The 20,523-nt window shown below is 44.1% G+C and carries 16 protein-coding genes and 1 other RNA gene; 11 read left to right on the top strand and 6 right to left on the bottom strand.

Annotated features, from left to right (window positions below):
• Position 1: 1 nt before the first annotated feature.
• From dnaX to B3O12_RS06975, 3 genes are all read right to left on the bottom strand, one after another.
• Positions 2–1,117: a DNA polymerase III subunit gamma/tau gene (dnaX, locus tag B3O12_RS06985; RefSeq protein WP_286747203.1), complete on the bottom strand. Its 1,116-nt coding sequence runs from the start codon at positions 1,115–1,117 to the stop codon at positions 2–4.
• A gap of 367 nt (positions 1,118–1,484) precedes the next feature.
• Positions 1,485–1,853: a transfer-messenger RNA gene (gene ssrA, locus B3O12_RS06980) on the bottom strand.
• A 152-nt stretch (positions 1,854–2,005) separates the two neighbouring features.
• On the bottom strand, positions 2,006–4,195 hold the full coding sequence (locus tag B3O12_RS06975; protein ID WP_286755774.1) for a helix-turn-helix domain-containing protein: 2,190 nt from the start codon (positions 4,193–4,195) through the stop codon (positions 2,006–2,008).
• Between the two features lie 116 nt (positions 4,196–4,311).
• Between B3O12_RS06975 and B3O12_RS06970 the strand changes: the two genes are divergently transcribed.
• The 10 genes from B3O12_RS06970 (at position 4,312) to B3O12_RS06925 (ending at position 14,012) form a co-directional block, all read left to right on the top strand.
• Positions 4,312–4,530: a hypothetical protein gene (locus B3O12_RS06970; RefSeq protein ID WP_189628188.1), complete on the top strand. Its 219-nt coding sequence runs from the start codon at positions 4,312–4,314 to the stop codon at positions 4,528–4,530.
• Between the two features lie 50 nt (positions 4,531–4,580).
• Entirely contained in the window at positions 4,581–5,159 is a 579-nt protein-coding gene (locus tag B3O12_RS06965; RefSeq protein ID WP_286755773.1) for a helix-turn-helix domain-containing protein, read from the top strand.
• A gap of 83 nt (positions 5,160–5,242) precedes the next feature.
• On the top strand, positions 5,243–5,806 hold the full coding sequence (locus B3O12_RS06960) for a helix-turn-helix domain-containing protein (RefSeq protein ID WP_286755772.1): 564 nt from the start codon (positions 5,243–5,245) through the stop codon (positions 5,804–5,806).
• Between the two features lie 66 nt (positions 5,807–5,872).
• Positions 5,873–8,134, top strand: coding sequence for a heavy metal translocating P-type ATPase (locus tag B3O12_RS06955; RefSeq protein ID WP_286755771.1), 2,262 nt, complete (start codon positions 5,873–5,875; stop codon positions 8,132–8,134).
• Between the two features lie 15 nt (positions 8,135–8,149).
• The gene (locus B3O12_RS06950; RefSeq protein ID WP_286755770.1) at positions 8,150–9,178 is read left to right on the top strand and encodes a ferredoxin--NADP reductase; all 1,029 of its coding nucleotides are present in this window, start codon (positions 8,150–8,152) and stop codon (positions 9,176–9,178) included.
• Positions 9,179–9,260: 82 nt separating this feature from the next.
• Complete coding sequence (locus B3O12_RS06945) at positions 9,261–9,482, top strand: heavy-metal-associated domain-containing protein (RefSeq protein ID WP_286755769.1); 222 nt, start codon at positions 9,261–9,263, stop codon at positions 9,480–9,482.
• On the top strand, positions 9,479–9,937 hold the full coding sequence (locus B3O12_RS06940; RefSeq protein ID WP_286755768.1) for a DUF3347 domain-containing protein: 459 nt from the start codon (positions 9,479–9,481) through the stop codon (positions 9,935–9,937). Before B3O12_RS06945 ends, B3O12_RS06940 begins: the two co-directional genes overlap by 4 nt.
• A 7-nt stretch (positions 9,938–9,944) precedes the next feature.
• Positions 9,945–12,071, top strand: a complete 2,127-nt coding sequence (locus B3O12_RS06935) for a multicopper oxidase domain-containing protein (protein ID WP_286755766.1) — start codon at positions 9,945–9,947, stop codon at positions 12,069–12,071.
• Positions 12,072–12,232: 161 nt separating this feature from the next.
• Positions 12,233–13,060, top strand: a complete 828-nt coding sequence (locus B3O12_RS06930) for an alpha/beta hydrolase (RefSeq protein ID WP_286755765.1) — start codon at positions 12,233–12,235, stop codon at positions 13,058–13,060.
• Positions 13,061–13,157: 97 nt separating this feature from the next.
• Positions 13,158–14,012 (top strand): lysophospholipid acyltransferase family protein, encoded by an 855-nt coding sequence (locus B3O12_RS06925; protein WP_189628179.1) that lies wholly within the window; start codon positions 13,158–13,160, stop codon positions 14,010–14,012.
• Positions 14,013–14,028: 16 nt separating this feature from the next.
• On the opposite strand, the gene B3O12_RS06920 is transcribed toward B3O12_RS06925, so the two are convergent.
• The 3 genes from B3O12_RS06920 to htpG form a co-directional block, all read right to left on the bottom strand.
• Entirely contained in the window at positions 14,029–16,527 is a 2,499-nt protein-coding gene (locus B3O12_RS06920; RefSeq protein ID WP_286755764.1) for an ABC transporter permease, read from the bottom strand.
• 217 nt (positions 16,528–16,744) lie between these two features.
• Positions 16,745–17,716 (bottom strand): TlpA family protein disulfide reductase, encoded by a 972-nt coding sequence (locus B3O12_RS06915; protein WP_286755763.1) that lies wholly within the window; start codon positions 17,714–17,716, stop codon positions 16,745–16,747.
• Positions 17,717–17,827: 111 nt separating this feature from the next.
• On the bottom strand, positions 17,828–19,720 hold the full coding sequence (htpG, locus tag B3O12_RS06910) for a molecular chaperone HtpG (RefSeq protein ID WP_189628176.1): 1,893 nt from the start codon (positions 19,718–19,720) through the stop codon (positions 17,828–17,830).
• 198 nt (positions 19,721–19,918) lie between these two features.
• Between htpG and B3O12_RS06905 the strand changes: the two genes are divergently transcribed.
• The gene (locus tag B3O12_RS06905; protein ID WP_286755762.1) at positions 19,919–20,440 is read left to right on the top strand and encodes an FKBP-type peptidyl-prolyl cis-trans isomerase; all 522 of its coding nucleotides are present in this window, start codon (positions 19,919–19,921) and stop codon (positions 20,438–20,440) included.
• The last annotated feature ends 83 nt before the right edge of the window (positions 20,441–20,523 follow it).

The following is a 20,523-nucleotide window of genomic DNA, read 5'->3' as shown; positions in this document are numbered from 1 at the left end:
GTTAGGCTTTTTTTTTTGATGAATCGTCTGCAACACTCACATCGGCCAACTGAATGGCTCTTTTTAGGTGAGCCATTTTCAAGAGAGCAAGCTCCACGTGTAAACGCTGGTTTTTACTGGCTTTGTAATGAATGTCGCATTGGTTGGCCACGTTCAGCGCGGTGAGTAAAAACGACATGGGCACTTCGTTGGCCTGGGCCTGATATTTAGCCTTTACGGTATCCGAAACCTCCAATAATTGAATGGTGGCATTGTCTTTACACACCATAAGGTCTCTGAAATGACCACTTAGTCCCACAATGAAATTATGACCGTCAAAACCTTTTTTCAAAATTTCATCAAACAGCAAGAGAGTAGCCGGGGTGTCTTCGTTAAACAACGCTTCCGTCATTCTAAAGTAGTAGTCGTAGTCCAGAATGTGAAGGTTGTCTATTGTGGCCTGATAGGTAACCTTTTTGCCATGAGAGAAGGTAACAATCAGATCGAAGAGGGAGAGGGCGTCACGCATGGCTCCATCTGCCTTTTGAGCAATCAGGTTCAGCGCTTCATCTTCTGCCTCAATGCCTTCTTTCTCAGCAATCATTTTCAGCTGACCTGAGATATCACTTACCTCAATTCTGTTGAAGTCGAAAATCTGACAACGGGAAAGAATAGTAGGAATTACCTTATGTTTCTCTGTTGTCGCCAGAATAAAAATGGCGTAAGAAGGCGGTTCTTCCAGGGTCTTCAAAAATGCATTGAAGGCCTGGTTCGAAAGCATGTGAACCTCATCTATGATATAGACCTTGAATTTACCCTGCTGCGGAGGATAACGCACCTGATCGATCAGGTTTCGGATATCGTCTACCGAGTTGTTGGAGGCCGCATCGAGTTCATAGATATTAAAGGAATCGTTGCCTAATAGGGGATTATCTATAGACTGTTCGTTGATGAGTCTGGCTACAATTCTGGCGCAGGTGGTTTTTCCAACCCCTCTGGGGCCACAAAAGAGCAGTGCTTGAGCCAGTTGCTCATTGTCAATTGCGTTTTTTAGGGTAGTAGTGATGTGCTCCTGACCCACAACTTCCTCAAAACCAACCGGTCTGTACTTCCTTGCCGAGACAACGAATTTTTCCATTGCCGCAAGATATAAATTTGAGTTACATGTTCAGAGTTCAAAGTTTAAAGTTTGAGGAAAAAGTAACAAGGAATTGCCAAGAGCCCGGAGTTTACAAAGGCGGGTTCTTTGTTTTCCATCCCGACCGAAGCAGAGGGATCTGCCCAATAAGAAGGCTTGGCCGATCTTTCGGCTGCGCTCAAGATGGGAAACTTAAAAGACCGCCTATGTCGAAGCTTCGGAGGGGAAATGTGAACCGGTGGATGGCTCATACGCACAAACATGCCTTACATCCTCTAACGAACCATAAGGTTTCAAGCCCTCTGCCCGGGGTTCTCAAAACCCTAAATCGGACAATAAAAAAGACCACAAGTGTGGCCTCTTTTTATGGTGGAGCCGGAGGGATTCGAACCCTCGTCCAGATAAGGAACACTAAGTGCCTTCTACATGCTTATTTGCTGATTAGTTTTCGAGTTTGTTAAGGACAGCAACCACCCTAATCCAAACCTTATCCGCGATTAATTTCACGCAAGTGTCGCGACATCCACTTACGCTAGTTCTGCATGATGATGTCTCATATTCCCACCCGGCAGAACGAGGGGTGAGAGAGACACATTGCTATCTAAATCTGATTAGGCAGCAAGGGCGTATTGTCTTTCGCCAATTAAAATGAGGAAAGTTTTATTTAAGGGAAATACTAACAACTCCCTGCATGCTTACACTTGCATTACACCTACTGTCAATTCCAGTCGGCCCCATAAGTTTCAATTTTGCCGTTTGCAAAAGGATTACAAATGTAAGGGCTTTTTTGTTCCGTACTAATGGCTGATTGGCTTTATGATACTAAATAAGATTCCGGATATTTTTCTTCCCTTTTTTGAAGTTGGAAGGAAAATCCCAGAATGACGTTTAATCCTTAACCCTGATTCTCTTCCACTCCGTCATGGCCACTCTCACATCTCCGTAAGTGTATTCATCGCCTAGCTGGCTTTTGATTTCGGTGAGGCTGGTGGTTTCTGGTGTGATGAGGTTGAGGATATTTTTGAGCTTTTCTTCCTCAATCAGATCGGTGGCTTTTACTTCTCCTGTTTCTATGTATTTGCAAAGATGACCTTCTATGGTGGAGTTCACCAGCCCTCTTTCCTTGGCGATTTCTTCCACAGTTTTACCCTCTTTATATAAGGCAAAGCTGATTTCAGCGGTGGGTGTTTTGTCTTTCTTCTTTTCCGTTTTGGGTATGATCAGTTCCTTCAGCACATCCTGAACATCTTGCTTAGTGAGAGTTTTGCCTTCTGCCAAAAACTGAATGTACAGACTGGCCCTTAACAAGGCCATTTGCTTGTTGAAGAGCAATTCGGAGAGTTCCTTCAATTCCTTTCTGTAGGTTTTGAGCCTGGTCTTGTCCTTCAGGTTTTTGTCGTGCTCCTTGATGGCATCATAGGCCGTCATTAGAATAGGAGTGAAATAGTCCTTGGCCTTTTTAACCCGTTCGGAAAGCTGTTGAATGTCTTGATCCTGATGGATGATCGAGTAGGCTTGACTCTGAAAACTCTTGCCTACTTTTTCGAGCGGGAAGATGGGGTTTGTCAACTGATTGGTCCACTCCAGAAATTGCTGCTTGAGCGAACGGTTTTCCTGCTTATCGAAGCTGGAAATATGGCTTCGGAAACTCCTGACCACCTCCTGAAAATCGAAATGATGGGAAATGAGCTGGAATAGGTACTGATTTCGGTCTTGAGAAAGCCTGCCTGAAAGCTCATCGAGAGAAGGCTTGGCAGCCGAGAACTCCCGCATGGAACTGGAAATATCGAAACCATCGGTCGGGATTCTGGATGAAAGTACCAGTCCATCCAAAGAAGTCAACCTGGAGAGTGCCACATAGACCTGACCTTGGGTAAAAGCTCCTGATAGGTCCAAAATGGCTTTTTCGAAGGTAAGTCCCTGACTTTTGTGCACAGTGACAGCCCATGCCAGTTTAAGTGGAAAGTGAGTGAAACTTCCCAAAACCTTCTCATCAATCTCATTGGTGTCCTTGTTCAGGGAATATCGCTTATTCTCCCAAGTATATTGAGGAACATCCACTTCCTCTCCATTGCTGAATTTCACTTTTATAGTTCCAGAAGACAAGTGAGAAACATGACCGATTCTTCCATTAAAAAACTGGCCTTCACCACTGGGATCATTCTTAATGAACATGACCTGAGCCCCTTCTTTCAGTACTAACTCTTCCGGGATGGGGTAAGAATTTTCTGGAAAGTCATTGACAATTTCTGCCTGAAAGGAATAGCTTTTGGAGTCCAAGGCCCGAAGTCGTTCGGAGTTAATATTATCAGCCTTTCGGTTGTGCGTTGTGAGGTGAATGTAACCATCAGCTTCCGCTTCAGTCATCTCAGGTTTGTAATACTGATTCAGGAATTCAATGTCTTCCCTGGTTTGTTTGTTCTCCCTAAACCGGTTGAGAATGGCAATGAACTGATCATCGCTTTGGCGATATATTTTCTCCAGTTCGACATGAATTAGAGATGCTGCAGAAAGAGCCCTGGCTTCAAAAAAATAGCTGGAGTTGTAATAGCTCTTCAGGATGTTCCACTCATCGTCTTTTACCACAGGAGGCAGTTGAAGCAGGTCGCCAATGAAAAGGATTTGGGCTCCGCCAAAGGGCACGTCCTTTCGTTTTCTCAGGTAGCGCAACATGTGGTCGATGCAGTCCAACAAATCGGCACGGAGCATACTTACTTCATCAATGATGAGCAGTTCCATCTCCTGAATGAGCTGTCTTTTGGAGCTATTGAAGCGAAGATTAGAAAACAGATTGTACAGCGTGGTGAATTGCGTGTTCACATCAGGCGGTACCACTCTTTCGGGAATAAATGCACCGAACGGAAGTTGCAAAAGAGAATGCAGGGTAACTCCTTGTGCATTGATGGCGGCAATTCCCGTGGGAGCCGCCACAATGGTTTTCTTGTGTGTATGCTGAACGATATGCTTGAGAAAAGTGGTTTTTCCTGTTCCCGCCTTGCCCGTTAGGAACACGTGCCTATCGGTGGTATTGATGAAATCGGCTGTGAGTTTGGCTATATCGTTCAGTTGGTAATTCATGAGATGGGTTGTGGTGTTGGTTAAAAGAATGAATTTTTGCTCAAAGCTTCAAACCAATTCCGCTATTCTATGCTTTACTTTACACAATGTCTTGCAGCAGCGGCAAATATCAGTATATGTCTCAAGATTTGGCAGAAACAGCCCTGATTGATCAGCATATTTACAAAGGATTTCTTCCACATGAAGGGCCGCAGAACGTTTACGAATGTCAGGTCTGCGGTTACTGGCACCTTACCTCAAAAGCCACTGAACAGAATCCCAGGCTTGCCGAGATGATAGCGTCCGGAGAAATGAAGCGCAAGCAGGAGGCCAGCAAATGGGAGCGGGGTTTTTGAGAGGTGGTGTTTTCACAGAATAATTAGTTAACTTTTTCAGGTTTATAGGCATGAGAACACAAACATCGGTTTTTATTAAAAACATGGTCTGCAGGCGCTGCATTCTTGCAGTAGAGGCTGTTTTTGAGTCAATGTCTATAACGCCCATGTCAGTATCGTTGGGAGAAGTGAAGTTGCCTGCACCGATATCTGAAGCCGAGCTTTTGGAGCTTAACGATGAGCTGAAAAAGAAGGGGTTTGAGTTAATAGGTGATGAGAAGAGTGTACTTCTCGAAAAAGCCAAAACCCTTATCATTGAAGTAATTCATCACAAAGATGAGTTCGACCTCAAAACCAATTGGTCCGATTTTCTCTCAGAGAAGCTTGGCGTTGACTACGCGTACCTGAGCCACCTTTTCTCTACTGTTGTGGGTATTACGCTAGAGCAATATATAATCCGCCAGAAAGTGGAGAAGGTAAAGGAGCACTTGTTTTACGATGAGTTATCGGTGAAGGAAATAGCCTATAAACTTGGCTATAGCAGTGTTGCACACTTGTCGAGTCAATTCAAAAAAGTGACCGGGCTTACCCCAACGGCTTTTAAGGCTACTCACGATATTCAAAAAAGGAACCCTTTAGATCAGATCTAAATCTTGTAACACTTCCTGATTATAATGTAACAGGTGAATGTGCCGAGAAAGGGATATTTGCCTAAAAGTTATTTTTCAACATCATGGATCAGGAATGCATATACATAAAAGGCATGGTGTGCAACAGGTGCATTACCACCATTCGCGACTTGCTGGAGACCTGGGGTTTTCGGGTGAATAAGGTGAGCCTTGGTCAGGTTGAGCTGGAAAAACCACTGCCTGCCGAAGGCCTGGTGACCATAAAGGAGCTTCTAAAACCTCTTGGTTTTGAGCTTTTGGAAGACCGAACTACGAGCCTCCTCAGGCAGCTCAAGGAAGCTATTAAAAGCCTGATAGAGCAAAATTCAGGGGCTTTGTCTTCCATAAAACTTTCGGAGTTCTTGTCATTGAGGTTTCATAAAAACTATGATTCGCTGGCTGAAGTATTTAGTCGCTACGAAGGAATTACTTTAGAGAGGTACTACATCGTTAGTCGGGTAGATAAAGTTAGGGAACTACTGGTTTATTCAGAGGAGACCTTAGAAGAGATTGCTTTCCAGACAGGGTTCAGCAGTCCCCAGCATCTTTCTAACCAATTCAAGAGTGTAACCGGTATCAGTCCTTCTCAATTTAGGTTGAACAGAAGGCGCATACCGGAAAACCTATAATGTTAGCCTGTAATCTTGTAAAGAAGAGGAGGGCACCACTTCCTAATTTTGAAACAAAAACTCAAAATGGAACAATCAATTAAGCAGAACACAGAGGCAAGGTTATCTGTAAATGCAAACATTGTAAAACAGACTTTTCCCGTAACCGGTATGACCTGTGCCGCCTGTGCGGTGAGTGTGGAGTCTATGCTGGCAAACACACCGGGAGTTATGAAGGCTGGGGTAAACTTTGCTACCCAAACTGCCTGGGCCGAATTCAACCCTGAGCAGGCAACTGTAGAAAATTTAAGGAGTTCTGTCCAGGAAATTGGCTACGACCTTATTGTAGATACAGAAGATGCTTCTCAGGCACAGGCCGATGAGCAAATGAGGCATTACAAAAAAATAAAGAGTCGGTTCATCTGGTCTGCACTGCTAACGGCTCCTGTTTTTGTTATCGGAATGTTTTTCATGGAATGGGAGCCGGGTAAATGGATTTCTATGCCTTTATCAGCCATTGTGCTGTTTTATATTGGCCGAAGTTTCTTTAGCACGGCATGGAAACAGGCCAAGCACGGCATGGCCAATATGGATACGCTTGTGGCTCTTAGCACATCAATAGCCTTTATATTTAGTGTATTCAATACTTTTTTTCCCGATTTCTGGCATCAACGGGGCATACACGCCCATGTATACTATGAAGCAGCAGTGGTCATCATCACCTTTATTTCTTTAGGCAAACTGCTGGAAGAAAAGGCCAAATCAAATACATCTTCAGCCATAAAGAAACTAATGGGGCTACAGCCTAAAACCGTCAAAGCCATTGTTGAAGGAGAGGAGGTAGAAATACCCATATCGGCTGTTAAAGAGGGATTTATATTGATGGTTAAACCCGGTGAGAAAATTCCGGTAGATGGTGTGGTCTCTTCCGGTCAATCCTACGTGGATGAGAGCATGATTACAGGGGAATCTGTTCCTGTGAGCAAATCGGTTGATGCTGAAGTGTTTGCCGGCACCGTAAACCAGAAAGGTAGCTTTCAGATGGTGGCCAAAAAGGTGGGCGGAGACACCGTGCTGGCAGGAATCATCAGAATGGTTCAGGAAGCCCAGGGGAGCAAAGCGCCCGTTCAAAAGCTGGTGGATAAAATTGCTGGCATTTTTGTGCCTATTGTGATTGCCATTTCGATAATCACTTTTGTGGTGTGGATGGTTTTAGGAGGCGACAATGCCTTTACCTATGCTTTGCTGTCGTCTGTGTCGGTGTTGGTTATTGCCTGCCCTTGTGCCCTTGGGCTAGCAACTCCAACGGCCATAATGGTTGGTGTGGGCAAAGGCGCTGAAAACAATATTTTAATTAAGGATGCTGAAAGCCTTGAACTGGGGCACAAAGTAAATGCCGTGATCTTAGATAAGACAGGCACCATTACGGAAGGCAGACCCGAGGTTAATGGCTTAAAATGGCAACAGGAAAACTTCGCGCTGGCATATCAGGAGATTCTGTTGAGTTTGGAAATGCAAAGCGAGCACCCTTTGGCCGAAGCCGTAGTGGGCAAGTTGAAAGGACAAGGAGTTAAGAGTACTTCCATCGATTATTTTGAAAGTCTTACCGGCCGTGGAGTAAAAGGTGTTCATGAAGGCAAGAGCTACTTTATAGGCAATAAGAGACTCTTAGAGGAAAATAGAATTGAATTGGCTCCGGAGCTTTCCCGTCAGGCCGAAGAATGGCAGAAGACCGCCAACACGGTAGTGTATTTTGCCAATACGGATAGAGTATTGGCAATCATTTCTATAGCCGATAAAATTAAAGCCACCTCCAAAGAGGCTATTTCTACGCTTCAAAAAATGGGCATTGAGGTGTATATGCTCACAGGAGACAACCTGCAAACGGCAACCGCAGTGGCTAAAGAAGTGGGGCTGTCGCAGTTCAAAGCAGAAGTGCTGCCATCCGACAAAGCCGCATTTACCCAAAAACTGCAAGAGGAAGGTAAAATTGTGGCGATGGTGGGCGATGGCATTAATGACTCTCACGCACTGGCTCAGGCCGATGTGAGCATAGCCATGGGAAAAGGATCTGACATAGCGATGGACGTTGCAAAGATGACATTAATAACTTCCGACCTCAACTCTATACCTAAGGCCATAAGGTTATCGCGAAGTACTGTTTCAGGAATCCGTCAAAACCTCTTTTGGGCATTTATATATAACCTGATTGGTATTCCTTTGGCAGCCGGGGTGCTTTTTCCGGTCAACGGATTTTTACTGGACCCTATGATTGCCGGAGCCGCAATGGCCTTTAGTTCTGTCTCGGTTGTAGCCAACAGCCTGCGTCTTAAGCGTGCCAAAATATAGCCGGAGTTAATTTTCATGAACAAGCAAATTAAAGTGCGGAGGGTGATCAGAGAGACACCCGATGCCATAACTGTGGTGCTTGAGCCAGACCCCTGGATAGACCACTATAAACCCGGGCAGTTCATTAATGTGTCTGCTCAGGTACTTGGCGAAGTAATAAGCAGGTCTTATTCCTTCTCCTCAACTCCGGGAGTCGATGACTTTCCGGCCATTACCATAAAGAGAGTGGCTAATGGTCGCCTTTCTACCCAATTGGTAGAAAACCTCAAGCCTGAAATGCTTCTGGAGACGAGTCAACCTATGGGGCGCTTTGCTTTAAAAGAAGATGAGGAGCACTCTGGTGACTTGCTTTTTATTGCCGGGGGAAGCGGTATTACCCCTCTTTTCTCCATGATTAAGTCGGTCTTGAAAACTAAACCAGAGAAGTCAATCAAGCTGATTTATGCCAATAAGAACGAGCAGTCAATCATATTTCTGGATCAGCTTCAACGGCTGGCCAAAGAGTCATCCGGTCAGTTTGAGGTTATTCATTTACTCGAAACACTTGCTTCAGAAAACCTTTTGGGAGCAAAGAAAGGGCAAGTTAATGCAGAGGTTTTAGTAGAGGCGCTAGGTGATGTCTCATCTTTTTCGGCAGTATACCTATGCGGTCCGCAGGGAATGATGGAGAGTGCTTGTTTAAGCCTGAACGACTTGGGAGTTGATCCGTCCTGGATTTATCAAGAGTCTTTTAGTGCTTTTAACACCACCACGGCACCTATCAATGAGGGAGTCGCCAGGGTTACCATAATCAAAGAAAACGGCAGTGAGCAAATCACTATACCCAAAAATCAATTGGTGCTCAATGCGATACTCAATGCGGGAATTGAGCTTCCATACTCATGCAAGGAGGCCATGTGCGGAACCTGCAGGGTCAAATTGGTTTCTGGCAAGCTAGTGATGAACGAGAACTATGCCTTAACCGATGAAATGTTAAACAGTGGGTTTGTGCTTACATGCTCAGGTCTTGCCGTGACAGACGAACTCACCATTTCCTATCTCTAATTCTGAAATACTAGTCGGCAATCATGTAAGCTGCTGGCGCTCACTTTAAAATAATTTTACACAAAAGTTAAAAACTCAAATAATGGAAACTCTAAAATTCAATTCAACAATCAAATGTACAGGATGCTTGGCCAAAGTAACCCCATTTTTAGATGAGGTAGCCGGAGCAGACAATTGGGAGGTTGATTTAAAAACCCCCAATAAAGTACTAACAGTTAAGGCCAATGGTTTAACTGCAGATCAAATTACCAAGGCTGTTAAAGATGCTGGTTATGCTGCAGAGCAATTAAAAACTAATGCATGAAAACCTTGGCAATAATGCTATTGGCTGCCCTGAGTTGGGGCAGCCTTTTAGCACAAACCACAAGTGAGGTCTTTGGGCAGTATGTGGGCTTAAAGAACTCTTTGGTAGATGGTGATGCAAAAAAATCGTCTGTCTCAGCTTCCGCGCTTTTGAGGTCTTTTGAGACAATGACCGTAGTGGACGACCAAAAAAACAGGGTTTCCACCATCATGGTGTCGTTGGGTAAGATTAAGGAAGAAAAAAAACTGGAAGCACAAAGAGCAGAGTTTGCAAAGCTCTCTGAAAGCTTTTGGCAGTATCTGCAGGGAGACCAGTTCTTTAAGGAAGCTCATTACTACATCTATTGTCCTATGAAGAAGTGGTACTGGGTCAGTGAGTCTAGCACGATAAGAAATCCATTTTACGGCAAACAAATGCTGTCTTGCGGAAAAGTGGAATTAACCGGAAATAATTGAAAAGAAGATGAAACGATTCTTTCTCATTATTCTAGGCATTATAACGGCCTATTGTGCGCTGGCCCAAAGAGTGGTAAAGTATGACCTTGTGGTAAGCGATACACTGGTTAATTATACAGGCAAGGCGCGCAAGGCCATTGCAATAAACGGTCAGCTGCCGGCACCAACACTGTATTTTACGGAAGGAGATACGGCTGAAATCCATGTTTACAACAAAATGCACCACGAAACATCAATTCATTGGCATGGGCTTATTCTTCCCAACGAACAAGATGGAGTGCCCTATCTTACCACCACGCCCATCAAACCAATGGGTAAGCACGTCTTCCGTTTTCCAATCGTACAATCAGGTACCTATTGGTATCATTCCCATACTATGCTCCAGGAGCAGGTAGGAATGTACGGGGCATTTATCATTCATAAAAGAGGTGAAGCTGTAGCCTCGGAATACACCATGTTGCTATCTGACTGGACGGATGAAAATCCCATTCAGGTGGAGCGATCATTGCATCAGGCAACTGATTGGTATGGAATAAAAAAAGGGGCAGTTCAAAGCTATTCAGAGGCCATTGCAGCTGGCAAAGCCGGCACTAAGCTGATGAATGAAACCAAGAGAATGCTGGCAATGGATGTGAGCGATGTCTACTACGACAAGCTTTTGGTAAACGGAAGGCCATGGGACGAAGCGGAGTTTAACCCGGGAGATACCGTCAGGCTTAGGATAATCAATGGCAGTTCATCGACATATTTTTGGATAGATTATTCGGGAGGCCAATTGATTGTGGTTGCCAGCGATGGAGCAGATGTTGAACCGGTTCTGGCAGACAGGCTGATAGTGGCGGTTTCAGAAACCTATGATGTGAAAGTAGTTGTTCCTGCCGAGGGGAAGTTTGAAGTAAAAGCCACTTCTGAAGATCGAACAAATAGCACTTCACTTTGGCTGGGCAAGGGCGAAAGAATAAAAGGAGACGAGTTGCCAAGGCTTCGCTACTTTGAGGGGATGTCTATGATGAATTCCATGATGACTATGGGGGGTAAAATGAACGATATGGGAATGGACATGAGCCTTCAGCAAATGGACATGAATAGCGTCATGTATCCGGAGGTAATGGATGCCACCGAACCATTGGTAACCCTGAATTACGCCATGTTAAAGTCGCCAGTGGAAACAACGCTTCCAAAAGGAACCACCAGAGAGCTAAGGTTTGAGCTTACGGGCAATATGAACAGGTATGTATGGACTATCGATAATAAGACAGTTTCGGAAGCTGATAAAATCTTGATTCGAAAGGGGGAGAACCTAAGAATTGTGATTTACAATAACTCCATGATGAGACACCCCATGCACCTTCACGGACACTTTTTCAGGCTACTGAACGGCCAGGGTGAATACTCTCCTCTCAAAACGGTTTTAGACGTGATGCCAATGGAAACCGATACCATTGAGTTTCATGCCTCAGAAGAATATGGTGACTGGTATTTTCATTGTCATATCCTCTATCATATGATGTCCGGTATGGGCAGAATCTTTACCTATGATACTCCAAATCCCAACCCTCAATTTACCAACCCACGCAAAGCCTTAAGGAAAGTGTATAAAGACGATCGCAGGTTTTATCTGGGTGGAGAAATTGGCTTGGAAACCAACGGTAGCGATGGTGAAGTGTCCTTTTCAAATACACGCTGGAGTTTCTCTGGCGAGTGGAGGCTTGGGATCAACAATGAAAAAGGCTACGAGTCAGAAGTGCATTTTGGCCGATATGTAGGCAGTGCTCAGTTTGTAATGCCATACATAGGGTGGGACGGAAGGAGTAGAGATGTTCATGAAACTGACCGAAACTTATTTGGTCAGGAGAATACAAAGAATGAGAGAAGTGTGCTTTGTGTAGGAGTTCTATATACCCTTCCCTGGTTCATAGAGTCAGACGTAAGGATAGACCATACAGGGAAGTTAAGAGTACAGTTTTTAAGAGATGATTTGCCCCTAACCCCCAGAGTAAGGTTGTGGGGTATGTGGAATACCGATTTGGAGTATGCTGTTGGAGCCTCTTACATACTGTCAAAATACTTGTCTCTTTCAACCCACTATGATAGCGACATGAAGTTTGGAGCCGGTATAAAGATCAACTACTAGTTTAGCATCAGGCAGAGCGCAACTCTGCCTGATGAATATAAACCTCACTTTCTCAGACCAGAAGAAGGGTAGAATATACAGGGAAGAGCCATAACGATTTTTGAGTGTATTCTTTAGATTATCCTTACTTTCGTGATTGTTTTTTAGGTTAAACTCAGATAATGAAAATACTTATAGCACTACTAATGACAACACTGGCCATCTCGGTCAATGCTCAGCAGAGCACCTCTACGGCAGCCGCCAATGTACATGTAGTCGATTCAGTATTTACTATAGAAGGTCTTGAGAGAGAACGGCAGGTGCGCATTTACCTTCCACCCGATTATGAAACTACCAACGACCGCTATCCAGTGCTTTACATGCACGATGGTCAGAATCTTTTCGATGACACCACCTCATTTGTAGGAGAGTGGGGAGTAGACGAAATTTTAAATGAGCTCTATACCGAAAAAAGGATGCGCTTTATTGTGGTGGGTATAGACAATGGTCAGGCCAACAGAATTCATGAATTAACCGCCTGGGATCACCCCAAATATGGCAAGGCCGAAGGGAAACCTTACATGGATTTTATAGTGCATACTGTGAAGCCCTACATAGACCAGACCTATCGAACCATAAACAATCCGCAAAACACGGCCATTATTGGCAGCTCACTTGGAGGGCTCATTTCTCACTATGCCATTTTTGAGTACCCTCAGGTGTTTGGTAAAGCCGGTATCTTGTCGCCAAGTTATTGGTGGGGCGAAGGCCCCTTTATTCAGGTGGAGTCTGGTGAACTGTGGGGCGGAGCCAGGCTGTATTTGCTCATGGGAGGTAAAGAAGGATCTCAAATGGTCGATAGCTTTCAGCGAATGCTGAGGCTTCTTGATGAAAAAGGCTATTCGCGCCAGCTTAAGAGTAAACTGGTGCCTGAAGGGGAGCACAACGAGCAGTTCTGGAGAAGAGAGTTCAAAGAGGTTGTTCTTTGGCTTTTTGGTGGCCCTTTGTAAAGGCTATTGGCCTATCTTTGCCGCCACTTAGACTATAAAAGCATTACGAACTAAATGCCCGGCAAAGCCGTTCACTTATTTCAATTTTTAATCATCAATGACACTCATACGGATAGTATCTCTGTTTCCCGCCCGTTGGATTTACTTTTGGTTTAGACTAGCCGCTCATTTCGCCTATTATATTTCCAGGTATCGAGGCGAGGTTATCCGCACCAACATCAGCAACTCTTTTCCGGAATACAGCAGAGAGCAGGTAGAAGCTACGGCCAAAGCCTTTTACTATCAGTTTATGGAGGTGTTTGCAGAATCAATCATTGCCTACCGCTTTTCAAAGGCCGACTGGGAAAAGCACTTTCACATTACAAACCCTCATGAGTTAAAAAGTTTGCTCGATGCCGGCCAGCCAATTATTCTTCTTTCCGGCCATACCTGCAACTGGGAGTGGCCTGCACATGCCATTGTCAGTCAGCTGAACGTACCCATGGAGTTTCTCTACAAACCCATTCAGAACGAGCGCTATGAGCGTATTATGTTTCAGTTGCGAACACGCCACGGAGGCCAACCCATTCCTAAAGACTCAGCTATCAGAGAGATTCTGAAACGAAAAAATGAAGCCCGTGTCATTGGTATTATTGGTGATCAGATACCCAGTAAAAGCACTGAAAAAAAATGGGTCAATTTCCTCAACCAGGAATCGGCCTTTTATGTTGGGGCCGAAAAAATTGCCAGAGCCGTTGGGTATCCGGTGTTTTTTGCGGAAACACACAGGGTGAAGCGAGGGTACTATTCTCTTACCTTCCGAATGATAGCCAAACCTCCCTATGGTGACGATCCTAAAATTATCGAAACATATACCCGGATGTTGGAAGCAAGCATAAGACGCCATCCGGCCGACTATCTGTGGTCGCATAGACGTTGGAAGTATAGTAGAGAACAAGCTAAGGCATCGTAGTCTCAACCGTAGCTATTTATTCATCGCGCAGTACTTCAGAAGGGTTCTGCCTGGCCGCATTAAGTGAGTGTACGCCAATGGTCAACCATGCGATGACTATGGATACGCCCCCCACCAGAACAAACACCCATACTTCAATTGACGTTTGGTAGGCAAAGTTAGACAGCCAGTTCTTTGTGAAAAAATAGGCCAATGGGCTGGCTATAACAATAGAAAGAACGATCAGGATGGAGAACTCTTTGGTAAAAGAGGCTATGATTTGTCTGGCAGTGGCTCCCAGTACTTTTCTAATGCCTAGTTCCTTTTTTCTTTGTTCAGCAGCAAAAGCCGAGAGCCCAAATAGACCCAGGCAAGCAATGGTTAAGGCCATTGCGGTAAAAATGTTCAAAACCTGCCCCATTCTCTGCTCTGTTCTAAAGTTTGCCTCAAACATCTGATCCATAAATGAGTATTCGAACGGAATGGCAGCGTCTACTTCCTTCACACTTGCTTCAATGTTCTTAAGGCTACTTTCCAGTGATGCTTTACTGGCTATCGCCCCACCGTTCAACCTAATGGAAAGGTAGTTGTTGCTGTGTTTCCACATGATATCATTTTCCTGATGAATGAGGAGCAATGGGCCTATTTCATAGCGTACACTGTTGTGGTTAAAGTTTTCGACTATACCAATTACCTCAAAGAGCGCCTCATTGCTGTTGGGAAAAGTAATGTATTGGCCTACCGGAGAGTTTTCAGGATTGACGGGATATTCCCACCCCAGAACTTTAACGGCCTCTTCATTCAATATTACTTTGTATTGGTCTGTGCCTCTGGTCTTATCGAAATTTCTGCCTTCCAGAAAATTTAAGCCCAGTAGATCGATATACTCTTCATTACATCTTATTCTGTTGAGTGTTACCGACTCGGTATCCGGGCCATATGCTTTGTACTTGTCTTCGTTCCAAACATTAGGCGGAATAAGGTCAGAAATTCCCACCTGTTCAAAAGCAGGATTGGTAGCAAGCATGGCTTGCAGCGTTTGCTGCTGCTCGTTGGTTAGCATTTCCATATTATGGACTTGCAATATGTTTTCGGTATTGAACCCCAAGTTCATATTCAAAACAAAGTTGAGCTGTTTCTGAACAAAGAAGGTGGCTATAATTAGCGCTACGGAAATAGTGAACTGAACCACTACAAGAGTGTTTCTCAGCATGCTTCCTTTAAAGCCGGAGCTTAATTTTCCTTTGAGTACTTTAATGGGGCTGAAGGAAGAAAGATAAAAGGCCGGATAACTTCCGGCAGCTATGCCCAGTAGTACCACAAAAGCAGCAATTAACCCGATGGCCGCAGGGTTGGTGGCGTATCGATAAAGGCTCAATTCTGTGTTGGCTATCAGGTTGAAAGCATCCAGAGATATTTCGGTAACAACCAGGGCTATTACGGTACTAACCGTAACATAGAGAATTGATTCGAAGATGAACTGCTGAACGAGGGCCCTTTTTTCCGATCCCAATACCTTTCTAATGCCCACTTCCTTAGCTCGGTTTGCCGATTTGGCAGTGGAGAGGTTCATAAAATTAATACTGCAAAGGAGTAAGATAAGGCCACCTACCGCAGAAAAAATCTGGATGTAAAGTATGTTTCCACTGGGGCCAATACGGTTGCCAGATGGCGGGGAGTACAAATAAACCTCACTTAATGGCTGAAGCTCGAGTGTCCAGGTTCTGTCTTTGATGTATTCTACGTAGCTCTGCCCAAAGATATTCTGTATCTCTTGTTCTGCCCATTTTGGAGGAATAGATTGAATCTTGGCTTCCAGTTTATCGATATCTACCCCCTCTGCTACTAGTCCGTAAGTGACAAAGGTGGTCCAAATCCATTGGTGCTGTCTTTGCTCTATATCATCGAAAGAGGCCATGGAAAGTAGCATGTTGAACTGAATATGCGAGTTGGTAGGAATGTCTTCTAATACAGCAGCTACCCTGAAAGCAAAGCTGTCTGTGCCCTGATTTACCAAAAGCGTTTTGCCAATGGCTTCCTCTGTGCCGAAATATTTAGTGGCTGTTTCTTGAGTGATCACCACGTTGCCGGGAACCTCCAAAGCTGTTTCTAAACTTCCCGTCTTGGCTTTAAAGTCGAATATTTCAAAGAAATTCTGTTCGGCCACAAAAGCTCTGCTTTCTGTGAATGAGATGGGATTGCCACCTTCGGGCAGATAGCTAACAGCCATTTCGCCCGGGGTATGCACCCGGGTTACCTCTTTAAATTCGGGAACATCAGCCCTTAGAGCTATGGCTAAGTTAGGACCAGTAGAAGCAAATGGTTCATTCCAATCGCCCCAGATCATGGGCTGGTTCACCCTATAAATTCTGTTTCCTTTGCTATGGAAATTGTCATAGCTATACTGGTTCATGACATATAGCGCAATAATTACTGTGGCGGTAATGCCTATGGTTAGGCCAAGTATATTGAGAATAGCGAATTGCTTGTGGCGAATGGCATTGCGCCAGGCTAGCATGAACATGTTGCGAAGCATGGAATCAAGTTAAAAGTTCACCGACCATTAGCCAAGGAGTATGCCATTTAACCTGTTTCGTCACCCTGAATTTATTTTAAGACTTTAATTGACTGTTAATCAATTGGTTATGCTTTTTAAGTAAGTTCTGAATGAGGTTTTAATTCAAGAGTTATTACATCTATTGAACCCGTGTATTGTTCTTTCAGGGACGTTGGTGTTCGCTGGCGGTCGGTTGTTAATCCTTAATATACTTAGCAAGCGTCTTCTCCAGTCTATCACCCCCAGACCCATACCACGACTCCAGAATTTCGCCATCCGGAGAAATTAAATAGTGCAAAGGCCATCCTTCTACATTATAGAGTTCAAAGATTTCCAACTTGTTCTCTGCCTTCCATAAAACAGGCCAAGGTAGTTTAATGCCTCTTTGTTCTGCCAGCTTGTTCCAGCCTTCAATGGCATTGTCCTGATTGTAGGTGATCACTTGCAAATTATCATACTTGGAGGTTTGCACTTGCATATCGGGATAGCCTGCCCAGCAGGGACCGCAGCCGGTGGAAGCGAAGTCGAGAAGTAAGTATTTACCTCTGTATTGCTTGGTAGAGTAGGTTTTTCCGTGCTGATCTTGTGCTTCAAAGTCTATGATTTGGCCGCCAACTTCTGCTTTTTTCAACCCGGCAGTGTTTATAAATGCGCTCAAGTCGGCCAACAGGTCTTTGTGCTTCTCAGGAGCTGAATTATAAACCTGTTTCAATTCTTCCAGACTGAGTTTTTCAAATCTGAACCTTTGGTTGAATATGTCTAAGGCTACCGGGTTTTCAATATTGGCCAAAGTATTGGTGAGAAAGTCTTTTTCATTTTTAGCATGGGCAATAGAAGAGTAGATGGCATGTGAATTGGAACCAGGTACCTCCAATGACGATGGGAATCCCTTTTTCTTTACAATAACTTCAGTAGCTCCATGCTCTACATAAAACCCTGAATATTTACTTTCAGGATTAATAACCATACCATAAACCGGCTTAGATAGGTCTATTTCACCGGAATAGATGAGCTCACCATTAGGGTTTACTTCAAGCATTTTTCCGTTGATGATGAGTCGGAGTTGATGATTCTCTCCAAACCCTTCCTGCTTTACAGTGATTTTAGCACTTTGGGAAAAGGCTACGCAGGAGATAAAGAAGAGTAGAATTGAAATTGACCTTTTCATGACCACGTGTTTAAGTTTATGATGAACGCTTCTTGAATTTAGTTCTAATTGTAGAAAACAAAAATGCCACACCTGACTAGGTGTGGCATTGAGTTGAATTATATGGCTCTGTTACTTACCCAGTAACTCTGTGCTTCTTTTAATAAAATCGGTTAAGGCTTTGCCTTCTAGTAGACCTTGAGACAACATGGCTAAGTCAACCGCTTGCTTGGCAAGACCTTCCTTAGTTTCATCGGCCACCGATTTTAAAATTTTATCGGCCAGTTTATGGTTGCCGTTCACTGTGACATCGTAGGTGTCGGGCATGCTGCCAAACATATTGAACCCTCCGCCTCCCGTGGCTTGCATTTCCTTCATTCTGCGCATAAACTCAGACATGGTAATGGTTACCGGAGCATCGTCTGGCGAAAGTGCTTCTACTTCTACTTTAAAGTTGTCTTTGCCAATGGCTTTGGTAAAGACTCCTTTTAGACTTTCCTTTTGCTCATCGGTAAGTACCAGTTCGCGCTTTTCGTCTTTGTCGATGAGCTTGTTCAGGTTGTCTGCATCTACCCGTTTAATCTGTGTCTTGTCCAGCTTCATTTCCATATGGTTAATGAAGTGGCTGTCAATTGGCGTGTCGAATACCAAAACATCATAGCCTTTGTCTCGTGCGGCCGCTATAAATGCATCTTGCTTAGCCGGATTGTTGGAGTAAAGCCACACCTTATTCTTGTCTTTGTCGGTTTGGTTGGCCTCTATGTGTTTTTCATACTCCTTTAGGGTGAAATACTTGCCTTCCGTGTTTTTCACAAGAGCAAAGTCGTTGGCCTTGTCATAGAATTTTTCTTCCGAAATCATTCCATACTTAACAAACAGGCCAATGTCGTCCCACTTTTTCTCATACGATTCTCTTTCTTTCTTAAAGAGCTCACCCAGTTTGTCGGCCACCTTTTTGGTAATGTAGGTGTTGATTTTCTTCACGTTGCCGTCAGATTGCAGGTAGCTTCTTGAAACGTTGAGCGGAATGTCAGGAGAATCTATGATTCCGTGCAAGAGCATAAGAAACTCAGGAACCACATCTTTCACCTCATCGGTAATGAAGACCTGACGAGAGTAGAGCTGTATTTTGTTTTTCTGTAGCTCGAAATCGTTTTTAATTTTTGGGAAATAAAGTATTCCGGTGAGCTCAAAGGGGTAGTCTACATTGAGGTGAATCCAGAACAACGGATCTTCCGAGAATGGATAGAGCTCTTTGTAGAACTTAAGGTAGTCATCATCGGTGAGGTCTGAGGGAGACTTGGTCCAAATGGGCTCGGTGTTGTTAATGATGTTGTCTTTTTTAACGGTCTTCCACTTTTTCTTACCGTCTTTGTCTTCACCATCCTCAATCGAGTCTTCTTTTTCACCGAACTTCACCTCAACCGGCAAGAACTTGGCATACTTGTCGAGTATTTGCTGAATTCTGTGGTCTTCTAAAAACTCTTCGGAGTCCTTATTCACGTGCAGTGTAACGGTGGTTCCTCTTTCTTTTCGCTTTCCTTCTTTAATTTCAAACTCAGTGCTACCATCGCAAATCCACTTAGCAGGAGCCGCTCCATCCTGATAACTCAAGGTATCAATCTCCACCTTATCGGCAACCATAAAGGCCGAGTAAAAACCCAAACCAAACTTACCAATGATCTCTTTGGCATCCCCGGCATCTTTAAATTTTTCAACAAACTCGGTAGCTCCTGAAAATGCGATTTGGTTAATGTATTTCTTGATTTCTTCGGCTGTCATACCAATACCACTATCGCTAATGGTAATGGTCTTTTTCTTTTTGTTCACAGCTACTTCCACCCGGGTTTGTCCCAGCTCTCCCTTGAACTCTCCCAGCGAAGCCAAACGCCTGATTTTTTGTGTAGCATCTACTGCGTTCGATACCAGCTCTCTCAGAAATATTTCATGATCGGAGTATAAGAACTTCTTAATGATGGGAAATATGTTCTCGGTATGTATCGAGATTGTACCTTTCTCTTGCATAACGTTTTGTCAGTTTTTGTTTCAGTCCCCGCAAAATCAAATGCCGTACCAAGCAAAAAAGGGTGACAGGCTGACAGTTTTAAAGTAGCCATAAGGTTTCTGGGCTTGTCGGGTGTTTTGTGGCAAGTCTATTCCAACTCAACGCTTGTAGGCGGTGTCATTGCTAGGGTTGAATAGTAACAGAATAAAATAGAGCCTATGAAATGGATAAAAGGAATAATGGTTACCCTGGTATTGTTGGGGGCCATGGCATGCAATGAAGATGTAGAGCCCTATGATGCCGAGGCGCAGCTACAAATAGACGGGGCAAAAATAGATCACCACCTCAGTACCAAAGGACTACAGGCTCAGAAATCGCAGAGCGGCATCCGGTACATCATAACCACCGAGGGAACAGGCGAATTGCCCAAACAGGGAGAAAGGGTGAAGGTGAACTATAAACTATACCGTTTTAGTGGAGAGCTGCTCGATACCAATATTGAGTCATTAGCCAAAGACAAAAACATCTATAATCCGCAAAGAGACTACAAGCCGTTGGAGTTTCAGCTGGGCTATGCCGATATTATTCCGGGCTTTCAGCTTTCTACCTATTTGTTAAAAGAAGGTGGTGAGGGAGACTTTTACATTCCATCTGTATTGGCCTATAGAAATGCTGGGGCAGGTAAAATCTACCCTAACGAGAACCTGAACTTTAAGATTGAATTGATAGAGATTAATTAATAGGCAAAAAACGTATCATCTAAAAAGGAGCTTTTGAATATCAGAGGCTCCTTTTTGGTTTTTAAAGCCCTCTGTTTTGAGCC

The sequence above is a fragment of the Roseivirga sp. UBA838 genome, from assembly GCF_002296035.1.
GTDB classification, from domain to species: domain Bacteria; phylum Bacteroidota; class Bacteroidia; order Cytophagales; family Cyclobacteriaceae; genus Roseivirga; species Roseivirga thermotolerans.
The sequence above is the reverse complement of the archived record's forward strand: the minus strand, read 5'-3'. Positions and strand labels throughout refer to the sequence as shown.

Excerpts from the sequence above, each read along its gene's own strand:
- dnaX (WP_286747203.1), bottom strand. The coding sequence starts at position 1,117 with ATGGAAAAATTCGTTGTCTCGGCAAGGAAGTACAGACCGGTTGGTTTT.
- B3O12_RS06975 (WP_286755774.1), bottom strand. The coding sequence starts at position 4,195 with ATGAATTACCAACTGAACGATATAGCCAAACTCACAGCCGATTTCATC.
- B3O12_RS06970 (WP_189628188.1), top strand. The coding sequence starts at position 4,312 with ATGTCTCAAGATTTGGCAGAAACAGCCCTGATTGATCAGCATATTTAC.
- B3O12_RS06965 (WP_286755773.1), top strand. The coding sequence starts at position 4,581 with ATGAGAACACAAACATCGGTTTTTATTAAAAACATGGTCTGCAGGCGC.
- B3O12_RS06960 (WP_286755772.1), top strand. The coding sequence starts at position 5,243 with ATGGATCAGGAATGCATATACATAAAAGGCATGGTGTGCAACAGGTGC.
- B3O12_RS06955 (WP_286755771.1), top strand. The coding sequence starts at position 5,873 with ATGGAACAATCAATTAAGCAGAACACAGAGGCAAGGTTATCTGTAAAT.
- B3O12_RS06950 (WP_286755770.1), top strand. The coding sequence starts at position 8,150 with ATGAACAAGCAAATTAAAGTGCGGAGGGTGATCAGAGAGACACCCGAT.
- B3O12_RS06945 (WP_286755769.1), top strand. The coding sequence starts at position 9,261 with ATGGAAACTCTAAAATTCAATTCAACAATCAAATGTACAGGATGCTTG.
- B3O12_RS06940 (WP_286755768.1), top strand. The coding sequence starts at position 9,479 with ATGAAAACCTTGGCAATAATGCTATTGGCTGCCCTGAGTTGGGGCAGC.
- B3O12_RS06935 (WP_286755766.1), top strand. The coding sequence starts at position 9,945 with ATGAAACGATTCTTTCTCATTATTCTAGGCATTATAACGGCCTATTGT.
- B3O12_RS06930 (WP_286755765.1), top strand. The coding sequence starts at position 12,233 with ATGAAAATACTTATAGCACTACTAATGACAACACTGGCCATCTCGGTC.
- B3O12_RS06925 (WP_189628179.1), top strand. The coding sequence starts at position 13,158 with ATGACACTCATACGGATAGTATCTCTGTTTCCCGCCCGTTGGATTTAC.
- B3O12_RS06920 (WP_286755764.1), bottom strand. The coding sequence starts at position 16,527 with ATGCTTCGCAACATGTTCATGCTAGCCTGGCGCAATGCCATTCGCCAC.
- B3O12_RS06915 (WP_286755763.1), bottom strand. The coding sequence starts at position 17,716 with ATGAAAAGGTCAATTTCAATTCTACTCTTCTTTATCTCCTGCGTAGCC.
- htpG (WP_189628176.1), bottom strand. The coding sequence starts at position 19,720 with ATGCAAGAGAAAGGTACAATCTCGATACATACCGAGAACATATTTCCC.
- B3O12_RS06905 (WP_286755762.1), top strand. The coding sequence starts at position 19,919 with ATGAAATGGATAAAAGGAATAATGGTTACCCTGGTATTGTTGGGGGCC.